Origin of the sequence: Bombilactobacillus bombi, from assembly GCF_013607485.1 — a bacterium.
Classification (GTDB): Bacteria; Bacillota; Bacilli; order Lactobacillales; family Lactobacillaceae; genus Bombilactobacillus; species Bombilactobacillus bombi_A.
The window spans coordinates 64,999-84,428 of record NZ_SCHP01000002.1 but is presented as its reverse complement, the minus strand read 5'-3'; the positions used below and the strand labels follow the sequence as shown (position 1 = coordinate 84,428).

At 35.8% G+C, this 19,430-nt stretch carries 15 protein-coding genes; all 15 read left to right on the top strand.

Features of this window, described 5'->3' with window-relative positions; translation table 11 throughout:
- Positions 1-344 precede the first annotated feature (344 nt).
- The 15 genes from EQ827_RS01235 to EQ827_RS01165 all read left to right on the top strand — a co-directional run bounded on the left by EQ827_RS01235 (position 345) and on the right by EQ827_RS01165 (position 19,428).
- Positions 345-1,370, top strand: a complete 1,026-nt coding sequence (locus EQ827_RS01235; RefSeq protein ID WP_181189157.1) for a threonine aldolase family protein — start codon at positions 345-347, stop codon at positions 1,368-1,370.
- A gap of 161 nt (positions 1,371-1,531) precedes the next feature.
- Positions 1,532-2,134, top strand: coding sequence for a stage II sporulation protein M (locus EQ827_RS01230; RefSeq protein ID WP_181189156.1), 603 nt, complete (start codon positions 1,532-1,534; stop codon positions 2,132-2,134).
- Between the two features lie 1,135 nt (positions 2,135-3,269).
- Entirely contained in the window at positions 3,270-3,761 is a 492-nt protein-coding gene (locus EQ827_RS01225; RefSeq protein ID WP_181189155.1) for an RNA polymerase sigma factor, read from the top strand.
- Positions 3,754-4,749 carry an anti-sigma factor C-terminal domain-containing protein gene (locus tag EQ827_RS01220; RefSeq protein ID WP_258231766.1) on the top strand — a complete coding sequence of 332 codons (996 nt, stop codon included), beginning with the start codon at positions 3,754-3,756 and terminating at the stop codon, positions 4,747-4,749. The genes EQ827_RS01225 and EQ827_RS01220 overlap by 8 nt, the downstream gene beginning before the upstream one ends.
- A 299-nt stretch (positions 4,750-5,048) precedes the next feature.
- A complete protein-coding gene (locus tag EQ827_RS01215) occupies positions 5,049-5,594 on the top strand; it encodes a hypothetical protein (protein WP_181189153.1) in 546 nt (181 codons plus the stop codon).
- Positions 5,595-5,609: 15 nt separating this feature from the next.
- On the top strand, positions 5,610-7,187 hold the full coding sequence (locus EQ827_RS01210; RefSeq protein ID WP_181189152.1) for a type I restriction-modification system subunit M: 1,578 nt from the start codon (positions 5,610-5,612) through the stop codon (positions 7,185-7,187).
- A 30-nt stretch (positions 7,188-7,217) separates the two neighbouring features.
- Positions 7,218-8,417 carry a restriction endonuclease subunit S gene (locus tag EQ827_RS01205; RefSeq protein ID WP_181189151.1) on the top strand — a complete coding sequence of 400 codons (1,200 nt, stop codon included), beginning with the start codon at positions 7,218-7,220 and terminating at the stop codon, positions 8,415-8,417.
- Positions 8,418-8,436: 19 nt separating this feature from the next.
- The gene (locus EQ827_RS01200; protein WP_181189150.1) at positions 8,437-11,445 is read left to right on the top strand and encodes a type I restriction endonuclease subunit R, EcoR124 family; all 3,009 of its coding nucleotides are present in this window, start codon (positions 8,437-8,439) and stop codon (positions 11,443-11,445) included.
- 84 nt (positions 11,446-11,529) lie between these two features.
- Positions 11,530-12,660: an exonuclease SbcCD subunit D gene (locus EQ827_RS01195; protein ID WP_181189149.1), complete on the top strand. Its 1,131-nt coding sequence runs from the start codon at positions 11,530-11,532 to the stop codon at positions 12,658-12,660.
- On the top strand, positions 12,660-15,794 hold the full coding sequence (locus EQ827_RS01190) for an AAA family ATPase (protein ID WP_181189148.1): 3,135 nt from the start codon (positions 12,660-12,662) through the stop codon (positions 15,792-15,794). Before EQ827_RS01195 ends, EQ827_RS01190 begins: the two co-directional genes overlap by 1 nt.
- A gap of 299 nt (positions 15,795-16,093) precedes the next feature.
- Positions 16,094-16,942, top strand: a complete 849-nt coding sequence (locus EQ827_RS01185) for a hypothetical protein (RefSeq protein WP_181189147.1) — start codon at positions 16,094-16,096, stop codon at positions 16,940-16,942.
- On the top strand, positions 16,936-17,160 hold the full coding sequence (locus tag EQ827_RS01180) for a hypothetical protein (protein ID WP_181189146.1): 225 nt from the start codon (positions 16,936-16,938) through the stop codon (positions 17,158-17,160). Before EQ827_RS01185 ends, EQ827_RS01180 begins: the two co-directional genes overlap by 7 nt.
- 242 nt (positions 17,161-17,402) lie before the next feature.
- Positions 17,403-18,488, top strand: a complete 1,086-nt coding sequence (locus EQ827_RS01175; protein WP_181189145.1) for an SIS domain-containing protein — start codon at positions 17,403-17,405, stop codon at positions 18,486-18,488.
- A gap of 19 nt (positions 18,489-18,507) precedes the next feature.
- Entirely contained in the window at positions 18,508-18,924 is a 417-nt protein-coding gene (locus EQ827_RS01170) for a PTS sugar transporter subunit IIA (protein ID WP_181189144.1), read from the top strand.
- Between the two features lie 24 nt (positions 18,925-18,948).
- The gene (locus tag EQ827_RS01165; RefSeq protein ID WP_181189143.1) at positions 18,949-19,428 is read left to right on the top strand and encodes a PTS sugar transporter subunit IIB; all 480 of its coding nucleotides are present in this window, start codon (positions 18,949-18,951) and stop codon (positions 19,426-19,428) included.
- The last annotated feature ends 2 nt before the right edge of the window (positions 19,429-19,430 follow it).

Below are 19,430 nucleotides of genomic sequence, written 5' to 3'. Positions count from 1 at the left end.
AAATAAAGCTTGGCAATAGTCAGGCTTTTTATTTTACTTTAGTCTAAGAAAGATAAACATTTTGACGAGTAAAATTGTAGATTGGGTTACTGTTCAAAGTAATAAGTGAAAATCTATAATAATGAAAAGCAGCAGTAAAAATTCAAGCAGAATTACAATTCAGTGACTTTTCAAACACTAAAATCAACGTTGTATCTAAAAGGTGATATTACGCTGGGCAATGTTAGTTATTATTATTTATAAGAGGTAGTACTTTCCTTACCAAAACTATTTTAATTGTCCTTTTATAAAAATTATGTCAAACTAGTATTAAAGGATATTAACAAGTTAGGAGCGACAGGACTATGATTTCATTTTTGAATGATTATTCAGAAGGCGCCCATCCCAAGGTTTTACAGCGCTTAATAAATACCAATATGCAACAAGAAACTGGGTATGGCACCGATAACTTTACTACGGAGGCCACGGCCAAAATCAAGGCTACACTGGATTGTCCCGAGGCTAAGGTTTGTTTTTTGACTGGAGGGACGCAGACTAATCAAATTGTCATTGACGCCATGTTACAAAGCTATCAAGGCGTCATTGCTGCTGATACTGGTCATGTCAATTTACATGAAGCTGGGGCAATTGAATTCACCGGTCACAAAGTCTTGGCTTTACCTGGGAAAGATGGTAAGTTAGCTGCGCAAACAGTGGACACTTATATCAAAGATTTTTATGATGATGATAATTGCCAGCAGATGGTTTTTCCGGGTATGGTCTATATTTCTTACCCTACTGAATATGGTACTTTATACTCCAAGGAGGAATTGACCGATTTAGCCACAGTCTGCCACCAGCATCATTTAACGCTCTATATTGACGGTGCACGGCTAGGTTATGGTTTAGTCAGTCCTGAAGCTGATTTAACTATTAAAGATATTGCCCAATTAGCAGATGTTTTTTATATTGGGGGTACTAAAATCGGCGCCCTATGCGGGGAAGCAGTCGTTTTCACTAAAAATAACGAACCTGAACATTTTTATTCCTTTGTTAAACAACACGGAGCTTTATTAGCTAAGGGACGACTTAATAGCTTGCAGTTCTTGGAGCTATTTAGCGACAACCTTTATTTTGATATTAGTCAGCATGCAGTAGATTTGGCTTTGAAACTTAAACAGGGCTTCTTAGACAAGGGTTATCAATTATATCTAGATTCACCAACTAATCAGCAATTCTTTATTGTGGATAATCAAAAAGTTCAAGAGTTAAGTGAGCAGGTACTCTTTACCCGTTGGGAAAAATATGATGAAACCCATACAGTCTTGCGTTTTGTAACTTCTTGGGCAACCCCTTCAGAGGATGTTGAACGATTATTGGAATTGGTTTAAAGTTTTATAAAATGTGAAGGATTGATATGAGAATATCAATCCTTTTTTAATCATATTTATGTTTTAAATTATTTTGTTAATGTTTATAGTTTAATGTTGCGAGTTATGCTATAATAACCTTTATTTTTTAAACAATTTTGTTACAGAAATAGGGAATATAAATGATAGCTTATAATAAAAATATATTATTTAAGTATTTAATATATGGTTGGATAATATTATTCCTAGTCATTATTTTTTCTGCAATAATGTTATTTGCTATCAATTATTATAATCCTAATGTGATAAAACATTTATTTAATTTAATTATTAATAACATGGCAGTAGCGCCCAATACTAAACCTGGATGGAATGCATTTGTTGAAATATTAAAGAATAATGAAGTGGCTGGCTTTTGGTTGATTTTAATTGGACTAATACCTATACCAGGATTATATTGGTTAGTGGTTATAGGTATGGGCAGCATGTTAGGAGTAATTTTGACACTTTCATGTATTAAAACTAACTTTTTAACTGCTGTTTTGGAATTTGGTATTGGAATTATGCCTCATGGGATTTTTGAATTTTCAGCTATGTTTTTAATAATTGGATTGTCATCGCAAATTAACAATCATATCTATTGGTTTATCTATAAAAGATTAAGACAAGATAAAAGGAAAGAAAAATTTAATTGGAAAATAATTTTATTTCAGTATTTAATTATTTCTGTATCGTTAATCGTGATAGCTGCCTTAATTGAATCATTTATTACCCCTTTAATCTAGAATAATTAGGATATGAATATGTATAATAACTATTATTTTATATGTTGTTTTCTATATTTAAAGAAAATACTATATTATAGTACGCATGATGTATTAATAGTTTTTTAATAAAATGCCTTACTAGGCTACAATTTAGTTATCTATTATTAAAGAAGCAAAAGTTATGTTAGGCGAATCTTAGTTTAAATAACATTTATTACTTTTTCAGCTTATAATTAAAAGCTGTTATTAAATAATTGCCTCCACTTTATTATCAATTGTGCCTTCTCAAATTCGTACTCATCGTTAATGTTCGTCAAATTCAATTTCCCAAACACTAAACTCTTAGTACTGCTCTCTGTTGCCGAACAGAATTGGAAATGATTAATAAACGCCGGTATTATCGTTTTTTAACAGTTTGGACTGCCCAGACTTACCTGAATGGCTTCCATCCTAACAGTCTGAGTAATCGCCACTGGCAATTATTACTTTTATGAAACCAGTTTCTAAAAACATTTTCTATATCACTATTGATAGTCTATCTCTTTCTGTTTGTTGGCCAGTACGTAATTATTGAGTACGGATTTTTTGCGGATAATAGACTATAATGCCACTATGCATCTTTACTACTAAGATTTTAAAAGTAATTTTGAAGCCATTGCTCAAGGAATAGTAGCACCATTTCGCTGGATTATATTAATGATTCAAAAATGGTGATCACTATGATTTCTGATTAAGCAAGACAGTTGTGCGCAATCTTAGTGGACATGGGTTATTGAGACAATTTGTAAAACAGCTAATTAGCATTTCAAGAAATTAGCTTTGAGTTTCCTCAACGAAAAATATACAACCAAATTCTAAAGACAATAATAAATTATTAAAATATCTGTGTCACCAAATTAAATATTTTTTGATTATTTTGATATTGAACGTTATTGTGTTCATTTACTAGCTGGATTTCAAACGAGATTTGAACAATGTTTGTAGATACTCTTAGAAAAAATAGCTATCATCCACTCGTATTGATAAAATAAAGAAATATGTTATTTAGCTAATAGCTTGTTTATATCCTATCAGGACTATAACAAGTTATTTTTTTATTGAAGAGCGTTACTTTTACTAACTTGATTCGTTGTTTAAGTGAAAGGGGGGTGCAATGAAACTTGATGGTTATGAAGAATTAATCAAAGAGATGTTATTAGAGTTACGCAACTACCTAATTAGCCAAGGTGCAAAACCACAAGTGGCCGAAGATGTGATTCAAGATGTCTTTGTTAAAGTTTTGGAAATGGAATTAATTTTACCGCCAGAGCAGTTGCGCCCCTATATGTATCGTATGGTTCAAACTAAATATATTGATACCTATCGGCGCCAGCGTCATTGGCAGCAATTGCTAGAAAAGTATCTCATACCTGAATATCAACAGCTAACGCCTGCTGAAGTTTCACCACGTGAAGTTCAGTTAGGCCAGGCATTGGAACAATTATCGATAACTAATCGCCAATTATTACGTTGGCGGTATTTGGATAAAAAGTCTATTACTCAAATAGCCGTCCAGTTACAAATACCACAGGCTGCTGTAAAGATGCGCTTATATCGCTTACGTCACAAACTTAAGAAGATTATGGGAGATGAGATTAATGAATGAAACGGAAAAATTTGATCGCTTGGCTCGTAAAGTTAAATTTAAAAGATGGCTAGGGACAATCCTGTTAATTGTCGTATTAGTTCCAGTTGTAATGATAGGATTTAATTTTTTAACTAGTCGACTAGTTATGCGGCAATCCAATCAGTTAATGCAGCAATTGAGTATGCGTTCTGAAATTATGGCGCCTAATATTCAAATTAGTGATCAACAGCTAGCTGATGATAACAATCAGCATGGTAAAATTGTCAGTCATCGCTATAAAGAAATAGATGGCTATCGGATTCCTTGGAGTAGTGTAGAAGGGCGATATACTATATTTACTAATGTAGTAACTATTTCTAATGTTGTAGATGGGGCAGTCGACTTTAATAAAAAACATAGGCATATACAAGAAACAGATTATGATCGTGCTACCCAAACTAAAATACCTTTATTTTATAATAATCGTTATAAATATTTAAAGGGTGATATGCCTCTAGATATGCCTCATGAATTGCAGCAAGTCGGCAAGATGTCCAATTATGTAGCAGAAGTGGCAGTTACTTTCAAAAAGCCTCTGACTTATCAGCAAATTAAAAAAATATTACCTCAAGGTGTTAGTGCTGATTGGTATTGGATTGGTGTAGATAAGGACGTTAATATTGAGGCCATTAATAATAATTATCTAGGCATTCAAGCCTTTAGTGATAGGGGTATTAAGCGACTAAGCAATAAAGACTATGCCGATTTTCGTAAGAGTCTGCTGCATGCTCAGGATAATCATCTGACTGAAAGTTATACTATTGATAATGGCAAACCCTATAAACCCGCTCAATATGCCGCTAAGTATGCCAAAAAGTATCCGACTTTAGCAAAGGCCAAATTTTCTGGCGTGATTCTCACCGGGCAAAGCGAGAACTTTAAACAATTAGCAAACGCTGATTGGATTAGTGCTAGCTCTGTGGGAGCCACGATTAAGCGCGTACCATATATTAAACCAAAATATTAAACAATAAAAATTTAAGTCATTTAATTATTCCTGCTTCTAAATATGTATAGCTGATGTGTCGGAACCTAACAATAAAATTAACATTCCATGAAAAAGCCAAGCGATGTGCTTGGCTTTTTTACTATCGTCATAGTGTTAATAGGGGAAAATGCTATAATAACAATATTAAAAAACGATTATATAAATAATTTGTGTTTTAAAAAATATTTCACGTGAAATATTTTAAAAAAGTCTTGACATATTTCAATTGAAATATTATATTACTTATATCGGCTGAAATATTAAGAAAGGAGTTTCCAATGAAACTTAAACAAATAGCTCATATTACGTCCGGGCTGAATAGTATTGAACTCAAAAATAAAAAAGAATTCAATAACTTGACTACTTATACCAATGATGATATTGAATTTGATCTCTATCAAGGGTATCAGGGGCCACAAAAACCCGCCAGTAACAAGGCTATTACCAGCGCTGGAAGTTTAATTATTAATACTATGACAAATCAAGCTACTATAATTTCACCACAATCAGATGGGAAAATCATGCCGCAACATATTATGCGGTTAGGGCTAGATCCCCAAGAGGTTGATCCTTGGTATCTCTGCTATGTTCTTAATGAATCCGAAAGTGTTAAAAGACAACTATATAGTACTATGGAAGGAACAGTTTTACGGCGGGTAACAGCTTCCAGCATTAAAAATTTAGATCTTGATTTACCTGCGATCAATGTGCAAAAAAAAATTGGTAACCTTTACCGAATTTTGCTTGTACAAAATCGCCTACAACGTGAGTACAACCAAAAATATAACCAAGCAATTTTAACCCTTTTAAAACAAAGTAATTAATGGAGGAAAATAAACATGAGTGAAACAACTAATCTAGAAAATGGACTTTTTAGTGCCGCAGACGTCTTGCGTTCCAAAATGGACGCCAGCCAGTATAAGAATTATCTATTAGGAACAGTCTTTTATAAATATCTATCCGATAGCCTCTTGTATGAAGTGGCGGAGCTTTTGGAAGATGATTCTAATATAACTTTGGAGCAAGCACAGGCTATATATGAAGAAAATGCTACTGATCAAGACTTATTAGATGAATTAAAAAATACCCTCGGTTATTGGATTGACCCCGCGGATACTTATACCAATATCTTAAAATCAGTTCAAGACCATACTTTCCAATTGAATCAATTGGGGGATGCGTTTACCAAGTTAGAAAGTCGGAATTCAGCTTTTGAGGGCTTGTTTGAAGATTATGACTTGCATTCTAAACGCTTAGGCAATAGCCCACAAAAACAAGCCGACACAATTGCCGGAGTGCTCGCAGCTATTGGTAAGTTGGAACTGGTAAAAACAGAAAGCGATAGCCTCGGCGATGCTTATGAATATCTAATTAGTCAATTTGCTTCTGAATCTGGTAAAAAAGCGGGCGAATTTTACACCCCGCAAAAAGTTTCAGAATTGTTGACCCGTTTGACTTTAGTAGGGAAGAACTACCAAAATGGGATGGCTGTGTATGACCCGGCAATGGGTTCAGGTTCCTTATTATTGAACTTCCGTAACTATGTGGCCAATTACGACCGCATTACGTACTTCGGCCAAGAAATTAATACTTCAACTTTTAATTTGGCCCGGATGAACATGATTTTGCACCATGTCGAACTCGCCAATCAATACTTGCGCAATGGCGATACTTTAGATGAAGATTGGCCGGCAGAAGAAGTTGCCAATTTTGATGCCGTAGTAATGAATCCACCCTATTCTTTAAAGTGGTCGGCTAATGAAGGGTTTTTAGAAGATCCTCGCTTTGCCGCTTATGGCGTTTTGCCGCCGAAGTCTAAAGCAGATTATGCTTTCTTATTGCATGGATATTATCATCTTAAACACAGTGGCACAATGGCAATTGTCTTGCCGCATGGAATTTTATTCCGTGGCGGTTCTGAGGGTAAAATTCGCCAAAAATTACTTGAGAATGGCTCAATTGATGCGGTCATTGGCTTACCAGCAAATCTTTTTTATAGTACAGGAATTCCTACCACTATTGTAGTCTTAAAAAAGGATAAGCAAGACCGGAATGTCTTCTTTATCGATGCATCGAAGGATTTTGAAAAGGTTAAAACTCAAAATGTTTTGCGCGAAGAAGATGTTTTAAAAATTCTCGATACCTATGAAAAGCGGCAAGATGTGGATAAGTATGCGCACTTAGCGACCTTTGAGGAAATTCAAAAAAATGACTTTAATTTAAATATTCCGCGTTATGTTGATACCTTTGAAGCAGAACCACCCGTTGATGTGGATAAATTGTTGAGTGAAATGCAAGATATCAAAAAACAAGAAGCCCAACTCACCGCCCAAATCAATGACATGATGGCCGATCTAGTGGCGACGACCCCGGAAGCTCAGAAAACTCTTGACGCGTTAAAGAAGGTCTTAAAATGATTAAATTAAATATAGATAGGACTAAAAAAGATGACTGAAAAAAAGTTAGTACCCAAGTTACGTTTTCAGGGCTTTGAAGGTGCATGGGAAGAGAAAAAATTAGGAGAAGTATCAAAAATTGTGGGTGGTGGAACACCTGATACATCAATTAAGGAATATTGGGATGATGGAAATATTAATTGGTATTCTCCTACAGAATTAAAAAATAAGTCTTATTTAAATAATAGCGAAAAAAAAATCACAGAATTAGGCTTAAAAAAAAGTGCTGCGAAGCTTCATCCTCCATTATCTACCATTTTATTTACTAGTCGTGCTGGTATAGGTAACATGGGTATAATAACAACGCCAGCAGCTACCAACCAGGGTTTTCAATCTATTGAACTAAATAAGGGCTATAATTCATATTTTGTATATTCATATGGATTTAGCATAAAAAAACAGGCGCTGAGATTAGCATCAGGATCTACTTTTTTAGAAATATCTAATACAGATATGAAGAGAATTTATTTATTTTTTCCTGAAGATGTTGAACAACAAAAAATAGGCGCTTTATTTTCTAAAATCGATCAACTCATTGACCTGCAACAGCAAAAGCTTGCCAAAATTAAATTGCTCAAAAAGGCGCTTTTGCAAAAGATGTTTGTGAATAACGGCCAAGAAGTTCCGGAAATTCGCTTTGCTGGTTTTGAAGGTGAATGGGAAAAGAAAAGATTAGGAGATATAGCCGATTTTGTTAATGGACGAGCTTATAAACAGAATGAATTATTATTTAATGGCAAATATCCTGTTTTAAGAGTTGGTAATTTTTATACTAATGAAAATTGGTACTATTCTAATTTGGAATTACCTAAAAAAAATTATGCAAATAAAGGAGATCTATTATATGCGTGGTCAGCATCTTTTGGACCCCATGTTTGGAATGGGGAAAAAGTTATTTTTCATTATCATATATGGAAAATAGAATTATCCAAATTCTTAAAAATAGATTTTGCTTTACAAATATTAAAAGCTGATAAAACAAAACTTTTAAGTACTACTAATGGATCAACTATGGCACATGTAACAAAAGCCGATATGGAAAATAAGAATATATATATTTGCTCTATAACTGAACAACAAAAAATAGGTACATTCTTGAAAGATATTGATAATCTAATTTCTACCAATGATTCCCAATTAGAGCAGCTTAAATTACTCAAAAAGTCCCTCTTACAAAACATGTTTGTCTAAACCTTAAAAGGAGCAAGATATGGAAGAAGCAGCGATGGAAGAGAAACTGATTGACCGCTTGACCCAAGGGGTTAATCAATGGGTGCGGCGTGAAGACCTTAAAACGGTGCCGCAGTTATGGGATAATTTTTTCAAAATTTTAACAGCTAATAATCAAGATCAATTAGCTGATGCTCCTTTAACTGCTAATGAACAAGCCACGATTCGCACTCAATTAGTACAGCCGAGCTTTTATCGGGCCGCGCAGTTTTTAATGGGAGCTAATCGGCAGGTGCGTTTTCATCTTCAAAGGGATGATTCTAATTTGCCCGACGCAGACTTATTAATTCTTGATAATACTAATATCACTGGTGGTTCTTCGGTTTATGAAATTGCACATCAAGTCCAAGTACCCAGAACTCTAGCAATTGACCAAGACCGGCGTTTCGATGTGACACTTCTCATTAATGGTTTGCCGTTGATCCAAATTGAGTTAAAGACGCCGCAACAACCCTATATGAAAGCCTTCCATCAGCTGCAAAAGTATATCGATGAGGGTAAATTTACCGACCTGTACTGTTTTGTCCAGATGTTAGTAGTTACTAACGGCACGAGCACCCGCTATATCTCCGCGGGTCCACACCTCAATGCGCAATTTTTGACCTCATGGGTCAATCAAGATAATAGCTTAGTTGATAATTATCTTGATTTTGCACAGGCCGTATTGAATATTCCCGCGGCGCATAAAATGATTGCTGATTATACAGTTTTAGATAGTGAAGCCAAGAAGATTATTCTCTTACGTCCCTACCAGATTCATGCCATTCAGGCAATTTTTGAAGCCTCGCGTCAAGGTCAATCAGGTTTTGTCTGGCATACGACCGGTTCAGGTAAAACTTTAACCTCATATAAGGTGGCTCGTAATCTCTTACAAATTCCATCCTTGCAAAAGACAATCTTCTTAATTGACCGCAAGGACTTAGACATGCAGACCACAGCAGCCTTTCAAGCTTACGCGAATAACGATACTATTAATGTCAATGAGACGAATAATAGTTACGACTTAGCTGAACAATTAGGTGACGGGGATCGTAATGTCGTCGTGACTACGCGCCAAAAGTTGCAGGCAATATTTAAACGGATTGACGATGATTCGGCCAGCTCTCAAAAATATGCTTCTTTAAGGCAATTACATTTGGCTTTTATTGTAGATGAATGTCATCGGGCGGTGACACCAGCGCAAAAGCGTGAGTTAGATAAGTTCTTTGTGCATCCGCCTTTATGGTATGGCTTTACTGGTACACCAATATTTTCAGAAAATGCTCGTAAAGAAAACGGCCAAGAAGCTCGCACAACTGAACAGTTGTATGGTCCTGTCCTGCATAAGTATACGATTGAAGATGCTATTCGAGATCAGGCGGTGTTAGGCTTTAAAATTGATAATCAAGGCAGCGCATATCAGTCTGAAAGTGACGAGGCCAATACAGAGAAGATGGACAGTATTTATCTGCAAGATCCCCACATGCGTTCAGTAGTAGAACAGGTGTTGGCTTTAGCTTACCGCAAGCAAGGACTCATAAACGGGCACCGATATTCGGGAATTTTTACTACCTCTTCAATTAAGCAAGCGCAAAAGTATTACACCTTATTCCGTCAAGTCATTGCTGCGGGCGGTGTATCTCAGCGGATTTTAAAAGTAGCACCTGATTTTCCACGGATTGCAATTACCTATTCTATTTCGCAAAATGATACCGAATCAGAAGCTAATCAAGAACAGATGAAGCAATCGCTTAAGGATTATAATCAGATGTTTGGCACTAATTTTACTATGAGTGAATTAGATGCATATAATCGTAATGTTAATGACCGCTTGGCACGTAAGAAACGGCTTTACCAACAGCCAGGTGCGCAATTAGATTTGGTGATTGTGGTTGATCGGCTGTTAACGGGTTTTGACTCGCCTAATCTGGCTGCCTTATATTTGGATCGGCCACCACTCAACCCACAGAATTTAATTCAGGCTTTTTCACGGACTAATCGTATTTTTGATGCGGGTAAGACTTGGGGACAGATTGTAACCTTCCAATATCCGGAAACTTATAGCACGGCTATTGATGATGCTTTGCGCTTATATTCTAATGGTGGTACTGCGACGATTATGGCTCCAGATTGGGCGACATCGCGGCGCAGATTTAAAAAAGTCCGTCAACACTTAGATAAATATTTACGCCAAAAAGATGATTTGACCCAACTTTTAAAGGCTCCAGTCACTGAACAAAAGCAGTTTGTTAAGGACTTTCAAGAATATGATAAGAGTTTAACAGCTATTCAAACTTATGATGAACTTGATCATCAAGATCAGCTAGAACCTGAAGAACGAGTTCAAATTGATGATATTGATCCTGATGTTTTGGCAGCTTTACGCGGCACATATGAAAATGTGGTGGAACAGTTACATCAAAATAATTCTGATGATCCAGATGACAGTGATATTGTCATTGATGACGAATATGAATTGGAGTCTTTTCATACGAAGGAAGTCGATGAGCGTTATATTATGGCGCTGATTCAGGCTTATATTCCCGAACACAATGAACAAGAATTGTTTCCTATGGATACAACTAGTCAAGAAAAAATTGACACTTATATTGACGATTTAGCACAGACTAATCAGCCATTAGCCGATATTATTAGGTCTTTGTGGCGCAAAGTTCAACAAAATCCGCAAGATTATACTGATCAACAAATGGATCAAGTATTGGAATCCTTAATTGACCAAGAAAGTCAGCAGATTATGCAAGAATTTGCGCAGCGTTATCAAGTTGATTATGATGATTTGCGTTTTGTTATGACTCATTATGATCCTGATGCTGATATTAGCCAACAAAAGGGTATGAATAAGTTAGTGAGCAAGGGAGCTTTTCAAAAGTTTAAAGCGGCTTATCCCACAAATGACTTAACTCATCTCTTACAGTGGAAAAAGCAAGTACGCCATGAAGTGGTTAAATACTATTTTGATAAGATACAACCATTAATACAACATAATTAAGAAATTGATTAAATAACTGGTGTTAAGCCAAACTGGCGGAGGACAGTTTGGCTTTTTTACTAAGTGAGAAAAGTGAGGATAATTATGCGACTATTACACACCGCCGATTGGCATATCGGCCGGCGGCTGCATGGCTTTGACCTAACAGCGGAACAACAGCAGGCCTTTGAACAAATTGAAAGTATTGCACAGCAAGAACAAGTAGACGGGCTTATCATAGCTGGGGATTTATATGATCGCAGTGCGCCTGCCGAAGCAGCTGTTAGGCAACTGAACCAGATGTTGCAGCAATTGAATTTAACTGATAAATTGCCCATCTATGCAATCTCAGGCAATCATGATAGCAGTGTCCGTTTGGCGACGGGGACGCCGTGGTTTCCACAAACTAATTTTTATTTATATACTGACTTGCAGCAGGCCTTTACACCAATCGAAGTAGCCGATACACAGATTTTTTTGTTGCCGTATTTTGAACCATTTGCAGCCCAACAATATTTTCATGATGAATCGCTGCAGCATTTAGACCAAGCAGTGGCCGCTGTCATCACTCAGATGAAAACCCTCTTTACTCCTGGAAAACGTCATATTTTGGTTGCCCACTTCTTTGTTAGTGGCAGTTTGCAAACAGACTCTGAAACCCAGTTAACGGTAGGCGGTTTAGCGGCGGTACCCTTGGATTTATTAGCTGATTTTGATTATGTAGCTTTAGGCCATTTGCACGGCAAAGACGCATTACAGGCGCAAAATGCTTGTTATTCCGGCTCACCAGTGAAATTTTCTTTATCTGAGGCTAAACAAAATAAAGGTGTCTATATTATTGATACTGAAACCTTAACGCGTACTTTTCATCCTCTTACACCCCTAAGAGATGTGCAGCAAATCACGGCTAGTTTTGCCGAATTAACTAACCCACAATTTTATCAAGCTCAAAAACAAGATGATTATATTGGGGTTACTTTGACCGACAAAAAACCAATTCCCAATGTTTTAACCCAGCTGCGCCAACTTTATCCGAATTTAATTTCTTTAACCCGCGCAGAGGGTTTTGAAGCACAGTTTGCTTATCAGGGTGAAAATGGGCAGCAATTACGGCATAAAGATCCTCTAGAATTGCTGGCTGACTTTTATGAACAAGTAGCACAAGAAGAACTAACTGACCAACAACGCCAGTGGGCTGCTGCTGCTTTAAAAATTGCCAATAAGGAGGAGCAATAATGCAACCTTTGAAGTTAACCATGCAAAATTTTGGGCCTTATGAACATCAAACTCTCGATTTTACGCAGTTACAGGGAGCAAATGTATTTTTGATTTCTGGTCGGACTGGTTGTGGCAAGACGACTATCTTTGACGCAATGACTTTTGCCTTATACGGAGAAGGAATTAGCGAAGACCGCAAGCCAGAGAGTTTACGTTCGGACTTTGCAGCGCCAAGCGCTCCGACGCAAATTGATTTTGAGTTTACCCATCAAGGTTTAACGTATCGTGTCAGCCGTCAACCAAAACAAACTTTAACCAAAAAACGTGGCAACGGGTTAAAGGTTTATGAAAGTACGGGAAAATTGGCGATTTTTCGTGATGACCAAAAAATAGATGAAATTACCAAACTTAAAGATATTAACTTAAAAATTAGGGATGTCTTACAGTTAAGCCGGCAGCAGTTTGTTCAGATTGTCTTACTGCCGCAAGGTGATTTTCGGCGTTTTTTAATGGCCGATAGTAAGGATAAAGAAGGCGTCTTGCGTCAGATTTTTAAGACTAATCTATTTGCACGTTGGAGTAATGTTTTAAATGAACAATTAAAACAGCAAAAACAAGCATATCAAGGCTATACAGATGCAGTTACGCGCGAATTTGCTAAGGTAACTTGGCAAGAGCAGCCTGCAGATTTAGAGCAATTGACTAATCATCAAAAAATCGAACTCTTACAATGCCAACAAGAACAAGCTCACCAGACTCTCCAACAGCTTGATGCCAGCCAACAGCTTTTAGAACAACAAACTCAACAGGCACAAAGTCAACTGTCTGAAGCCCAAAAACTCCAGCAACGCCAGGAAGATCTTGCAACTAAACAACAAAAATTGGCAAAGCTGCAAGCACAATCATCCCATATTAATAGTCAGCAGACCCTTATCAGTCAATTAAAGTGGGCACAACATTATCAAGGCGATTACCAACAACTGCAAAAATTGGAAAAGCAAATTGCACACACAAAAGAGCAATTGCCCCAGCTAGCAACAAAGCTCACCGATCTGCAACATCAACAAGCAGAACTAGCAGCGCAAAAACAAACACTAGCGCAAGCCAGTGATCAACAAACTCAACGCTTAGATGAGAAGGCTGTCTTAACCAGTCAACGCCTGGCGTTTGCCCAAGTAGAAGACCTCAAACAACAAACTACTACTGCTCTTCACAAAGCAAACCAAGCACAAGCAGCGTTTGCCAAACTGCAGGAAAAACAATCAGACTTGCAGACCCAAGAGCAAGAATTAACTCAAGCGGTTAAACAATTGCCAACTGTATTAGCCCAACTTAATGACAGCCAACAGCTGCACAATAAATTGCAGCAATTTAATCAGCAAGTAAAACAATTACAACAAACAGCAGCAGCCAACCAAGATTTGAAAACCAATATTGACCAGACTCAACAGCAATTACAGCAAGCTCAACAAGCAGCCGAGCAAGCCCAAGCTGATTACCAGCAGTTGCACAATCATTGGTTAGAAAATCAAATCGCTAATTTAGTAGCACAACTAACACCGGGCAGCGCTTGTCCAGTTTGTGGAAGTCTTGATCATCCACAACCGGCTGAAGTGGCGGATATACCAGTCGTTACGAAAAAGCAGTTACAACAAGCAGAAAAATTGAGTCGCCAAAAAGCGGCCGCCCAATCCCAGCTGGATTCAATCATTAAAGAACGGCAACAACAATTAAGCCACAGCAATAATCAGTATCAGGTCGATTTAGCGCAATTATTGCAAACTTTACAGGCAGAAAAGTTAATTGCAACGGATCAAACTGATTTAATGGCCGTAGCGGATACAGTGCAGGAGTTATTAGACCAGCAAAATCAGGAACAAAAGCAGTTACAACAGCAACAAAAAGATTTAGAGGCTAAAAATCATCAAGTTGAAAAGATTCAACAGCAATTGCAAAGTCTCAAAATTCAGCTCCAAGATGCGCAACAGCAGCTTCAAACTGCGCAACAACACCAGCAACAACTGCAAACTCAGCTCCAAGATGCCCAACATAATTTGCCAGCTGGATATGCCGATTTGCAGGCTTTAGATGTGCATTTACAGCAACTAGAAAAGCAAATTACAACATATCAAACACAAGTAAACACTAATGAGCAACAATTGCAGCAAAATCAACACCAGCTTACTAAGGCACAAACGCAGCAAGCCCAAATACAAGCGGATTTAAAGCAAAAACAACAAGAATATCAACAAAGTCAAGCCCAATTAACCGCGGTAATTTTGGCAAAACTACAAACCCAATCTTGGCAGCCATTTGTTGAATTACTTGAGCAACTGCCACATTTAGACCCGCTAGAAGCGCAAGTCCAGACCTATCAGCAGCAACTCACTCAAGTTCAAGCCCAAATTAGCGAGTTGCAAAAGATTATTGGTAATCGTTCCCCTGGAGATATTCAAGAACAAACCCAAAAAGTTGCCACCTTACAACAAGATTTACAAGCAGCCCGGGAGCGTTATCATGACTGGCGCGATCAAATGAATTTAAATGATGATCATTTACAAACTATCTTAACTAATTGGCAGCATCTCGCTAACCAGCAGGCAGATATTAATGAACTAGAGTTGTTGGTTGATACTGTTAATGGTCGGGGCGATAACAAACTAGGACTAGAGCGCTACGTTTTACGTTCGCAACTAGTTGAGATTTTGCAAGTAGCAAATGAACATTTGCAGCAGTTAAGTTCGGGACGTTATTTTTTGATTTTGCACAAAGAAATGGGTACTTTCCAAAAGAATACCGGCTTAGAAATTGATGTCTACGATGATAATGTCGGCCAAACGCGCAGTGTTCATACCTTATCTGGTGGTGAAAGTTTTATCGCGGCTCTGAGTTTGGCTTTAGCTTTAGGAGAAGTCATTCAAAATGAATCCGGCGGAATTAAGATTGATACCCTCTTTATTGATGAAGGCTTTGGATCGTTAGATCAAGATTCATTAGCGACCGCTTTAACGGCCTTACAAAATATTGAAAGTTCCAGCCGTATGATTGGCATTATCAGTCACGTCTCAATGCTTCAAGAGCGTATACCATATCAAATTCAAGTTACTGCCCGCGGCCAAGGTAAGAGCCAAGCACACATTGTAGTGCCGTAATGTTAGCAGTTAAGGGTTTTAAACAATAATATTAAGTTTCATCTAGTGACAATTCTTTATTGATTGAGTTTAATTAGGAGTGTGTTTATAATTTTTCCCCAGCCGCTAATTAAAAATATTCAAACCATGAAGTTGAGGCATTATTTAGGCCACAACTTTTTTTGCTTATACTAATTTTAAATTGTATTATCTAATTAGAGAGTAAATAGTAATTAATTGTTAAAAATTTTATTGTCTGCTGGATCCACCATTTTTCAGTAGTTTGTCTGATATTTCGATAATTAAAATAAGAGATTGTGATGAATTTGAAAACAAAATTAAGTTCTATTATTATAATGTTTTTGATGTTCGTTATTTCCGCTCATCCGGTTTATGCTGATCAACAAGTGCATGACCAACAACATCTTCTAACAACTGCAGATATCCAACAAATCCATGAGCTCAACCAGCAGTTGCAGCAGCTGCCGCACCCACGGCAAATTTGGGTGCGAATATATCAGGGATTACCATCAAATTGGGATATTTACAATGCCAAAGAATTAAAAAAAATCTACCAAAATGATTCCGTTTTAGAAGATTATCAACAAGACGAGCTCGAAGCCACCTTGCCTAAAGTGCCCGAAATTAACGATGAAGATTATGATGACTATGACGAAGCTGAAGCTGCCCAAAAACACGCCGACCAACTGGAAAAGCAAAACGACCGCATAAGTGGGCAAGTTAGTTTTGTGATTGTCTACCGTTATCAAGGGCGGAATTTAGTTACTTTTACACCTATTAGTAATGATAAAAGTCCTCGGATTCCCAATAACTTTCAACGCTGGTACTTGCACTGGCTGTTGCCAAAAAATATTACTAATGATCATAAACTGATGCGGGTCATCCACAAATATCGAACCTTTGTTCAACGTCATGATGCTGTTACGAATCAATCACCAGACTGGAATGCTCTCATTGATTTTTGGTCTTACGCATTTATGCTGTGGCTAATTTATTATTGTATTGTCGGAGCGCGAAGCGGCAAAGGTGGATATTATGATGATAATCGTAGTGCTGATGGGCAGTTTGAAGAAGGATATATGTACGGTTATTGGCAAGGCGATCAGCAATATCAAAATCGTGACCGAGGAGATGATTCAGATTGGTAAATATTGTTCAAGGAATTATCGCTCTGGCAATTTTAACATTTCGCTATAATTTTAATATTATTGTGGGCGGGATTATTTATCTGTTCATTATCGATAATTATTTTCCCGTAATTACTGCTAATCATCCCTACATTATGACTTTCATTGGGGCAATTATTGTTTTTGCTCTTGATCGCCGAACAGTAAAATGGTGGGGTCAATTACTGAAAAACAAATGATATTTAATTTAAAATTAATTTAATAAAGTTCTCTTTTTAAATTGCTATATTAAGTTTAAAAGGGAACTTTTTTGTATTGTTTTTTAAATGTAAAAATAAAAGGTGAATTCCTATTAAAAGTTTATTTGTTACTAATTTTCTATTGACAAAATGTATACGCAATCATATTATAGTGGTATAAAAGTGGTTTATAAAATGAAAACATAAACCACTTTATAAAAATTTAAAAGGGATGATTTTTAATGCTGACCACATTGGAGAAATATATAAATCAAGAGCCAGACCTGTTATCAAACGTATATAAAAATAGAAAAGAACTAAGTAGGCCTATTGTTGAATTTTTTAGAAATAACACAATAAAAGAAATTTATATTTTAGGTTCGGGAACTAGCCATCATGCTTCAATTTTAGCTAAATTTTATTTAGAAAAATATTTACAGGTTGAAGTAGATGTTGTAATACCAACGATATTTACTAATTATATTAATATAAATAATAATCAAAAATATGATAAATCTGAAATTATGTGTATAGCAATTTCACAAACAGGTACAAGTCGCTCTACCATTATGTCATTAGCTGAGGCTCAAGAAAAGGGCTATAAAACACTAGTTCTAACACAAAATAATGATAGCGAAATAGTGAAATATGCAGATGTTGTTTGTGATTTACATTGTGGCTCTGAAGATGTCATGGTAGAGACAAAGGGATACATTGTAACAATATTTACTATTTATTTATGGGCATTAGAGCTTTCTCTTTCTTGTAATAATTTGTCATTAAGAGATTATGAATGTAAATGCTCAGAAATAAGAAATATGTTATTGAATTATTCTAAGATAATAAGTGAATCACGCAAATGGTGTATATCTCATATTTCTGATTTTTTGAGAATGAAACGTGGAGTTATTACAGGATATGGATTGAATTATTCAACTGCATTAGAAGCCGGTATGAAATTGGGAGAATCTTATCGTTGTCCAATTCAGTCATATGAAATGGAAGAATTTATGCATGGACCTGATATGGCTTTAAATAGTGAATTTTACATATTTTTAATAGTATCTGAAGAAAAAGAGCTTCCACGTATGAAAAAGTTTATCGAATTTTATAAAAAAATAACTAATAATGTTTTTGTCATTAGTTCTGTTTATGAAAGTGATATCAAAAAAGATCTTATGATATCAACACCTGTAAATATTGATTTAACACCGCTTATTTATATTGTTCCTTTTCAATTGATGGCATCAATTTTGGCTGATGCTAAAGATATTGATTTAATTAATTATCCATTTAATAAAGATTTTTCACATTCTATTAATTCATAGCAAGAAGGGTAGTTTTATTATGATAAAGTACATTTTGGTAAGTCATGGTAAGTTAGCTAGTGGAATGAAAAGTATGCTAGAAGTAATCTTAGGTAAACGTGATGATATTGTGGCCATAGATGCATATATAGATGATTTTGATTTTGAAAAATCAATACAGAATATTATTAATCATAGTGATTTAAATAAAGACAAGCTTATATTTGTAAGCGATTTATTAGGCGGAAGTGTAAATAACTATTTATTAAATTATTTATCTACCAAAAATATATATATCATTACTGGTATGAATAGCTCATTATTATTAACTTTACTAACTTCATCAAAAGATAAAAATATAAAACAAATTATCTCACAATCTATAAATGCATCTAAAGATAGTATTATGGACTGTAGTGATTTAGATTTAAATCAAGCAAAAGATGACATATTTTAAATTTAGCTAGGAGGAAATAAGATAATGATTAAAATGACAAGAATTGATTATCGCTTATTACATGGTCAAGTAGCTTTTGCATGGAGCAATTTCATTAGTGCAGATTGTATTTTGATTGCCAATGATTCTGTTGTAAATGACGCAATGAGAAAAGCAACTTTACGCTTAGCTAAACCTAACGGATGCAAATTGATTTTTAAAAATATTGAAGATTCATTAAAAGCTTTAAATAGTGATGTTACAGATAAATACCATTTATTTATTATTGTAGAAAACATTGTTGATGCAAAAAGATTAGTTCAAGGATGTAATAAAATAAAAGAACTTAATTTAGGATTGTCTAAAAAAACTGTCGGATCCAAAAGAATTAGTAGTTCAATTTATATCAATGAAGAGGAAGAATCTGATATACGTACAATGTGTAAAAAGGGTGTGCAAATTTTTGCTCAGCAAGGTCCGACTGATAAAAAAATTATAATGAATGATGCAATTGAGAGGATGTGACA

What these genes read in the sequence shown, in the direction of transcription:
- EQ827_RS01215 (WP_181189153.1), top strand. Translation starts at nt 5,049, where the DNA reads ATGAAACTTAAACAAATAGCTCATATTACGTCCGGGCTGAATAGTATT.
- EQ827_RS01165 (WP_181189143.1), top strand. Translation starts at nt 18,949, where the DNA reads ATGATTAAAATGACAAGAATTGATTATCGCTTATTACATGGTCAAGTA.
- EQ827_RS01225 (WP_181189155.1), top strand. Translation starts at nt 3,270, where the DNA reads ATGAAACTTGATGGTTATGAAGAATTAATCAAAGAGATGTTATTAGAG.
- EQ827_RS01210 (WP_181189152.1), top strand. Translation starts at nt 5,610, where the DNA reads ATGAGTGAAACAACTAATCTAGAAAATGGACTTTTTAGTGCCGCAGAC.
- EQ827_RS01200 (WP_181189150.1), top strand. Translation starts at nt 8,437, where the DNA reads ATGGAAGAAGCAGCGATGGAAGAGAAACTGATTGACCGCTTGACCCAA.
- EQ827_RS01205 (WP_181189151.1), top strand. Translation starts at nt 7,218, where the DNA reads ATGACTGAAAAAAAGTTAGTACCCAAGTTACGTTTTCAGGGCTTTGAA.
- EQ827_RS01195 (WP_181189149.1), top strand. Translation starts at nt 11,530, where the DNA reads ATGCGACTATTACACACCGCCGATTGGCATATCGGCCGGCGGCTGCAT.
- EQ827_RS01185 (WP_181189147.1), top strand. Translation starts at nt 16,094, where the DNA reads ATGAATTTGAAAACAAAATTAAGTTCTATTATTATAATGTTTTTGATG.
- EQ827_RS01170 (WP_181189144.1), top strand. Translation starts at nt 18,508, where the DNA reads ATGATAAAGTACATTTTGGTAAGTCATGGTAAGTTAGCTAGTGGAATG.
- EQ827_RS01230 (WP_181189156.1), top strand. Translation starts at nt 1,532, where the DNA reads ATGATAGCTTATAATAAAAATATATTATTTAAGTATTTAATATATGGT.
- EQ827_RS01175 (WP_181189145.1), top strand. Translation starts at nt 17,403, where the DNA reads ATGCTGACCACATTGGAGAAATATATAAATCAAGAGCCAGACCTGTTA.
- EQ827_RS01190 (WP_181189148.1), top strand. Translation starts at nt 12,660, where the DNA reads ATGCAACCTTTGAAGTTAACCATGCAAAATTTTGGGCCTTATGAACAT.
- EQ827_RS01220 (WP_258231766.1), top strand. Translation starts at nt 3,754, where the DNA reads ATGAATGAAACGGAAAAATTTGATCGCTTGGCTCGTAAAGTTAAATTT.
- EQ827_RS01235 (WP_181189157.1), top strand. Translation starts at nt 345, where the DNA reads ATGATTTCATTTTTGAATGATTATTCAGAAGGCGCCCATCCCAAGGTT.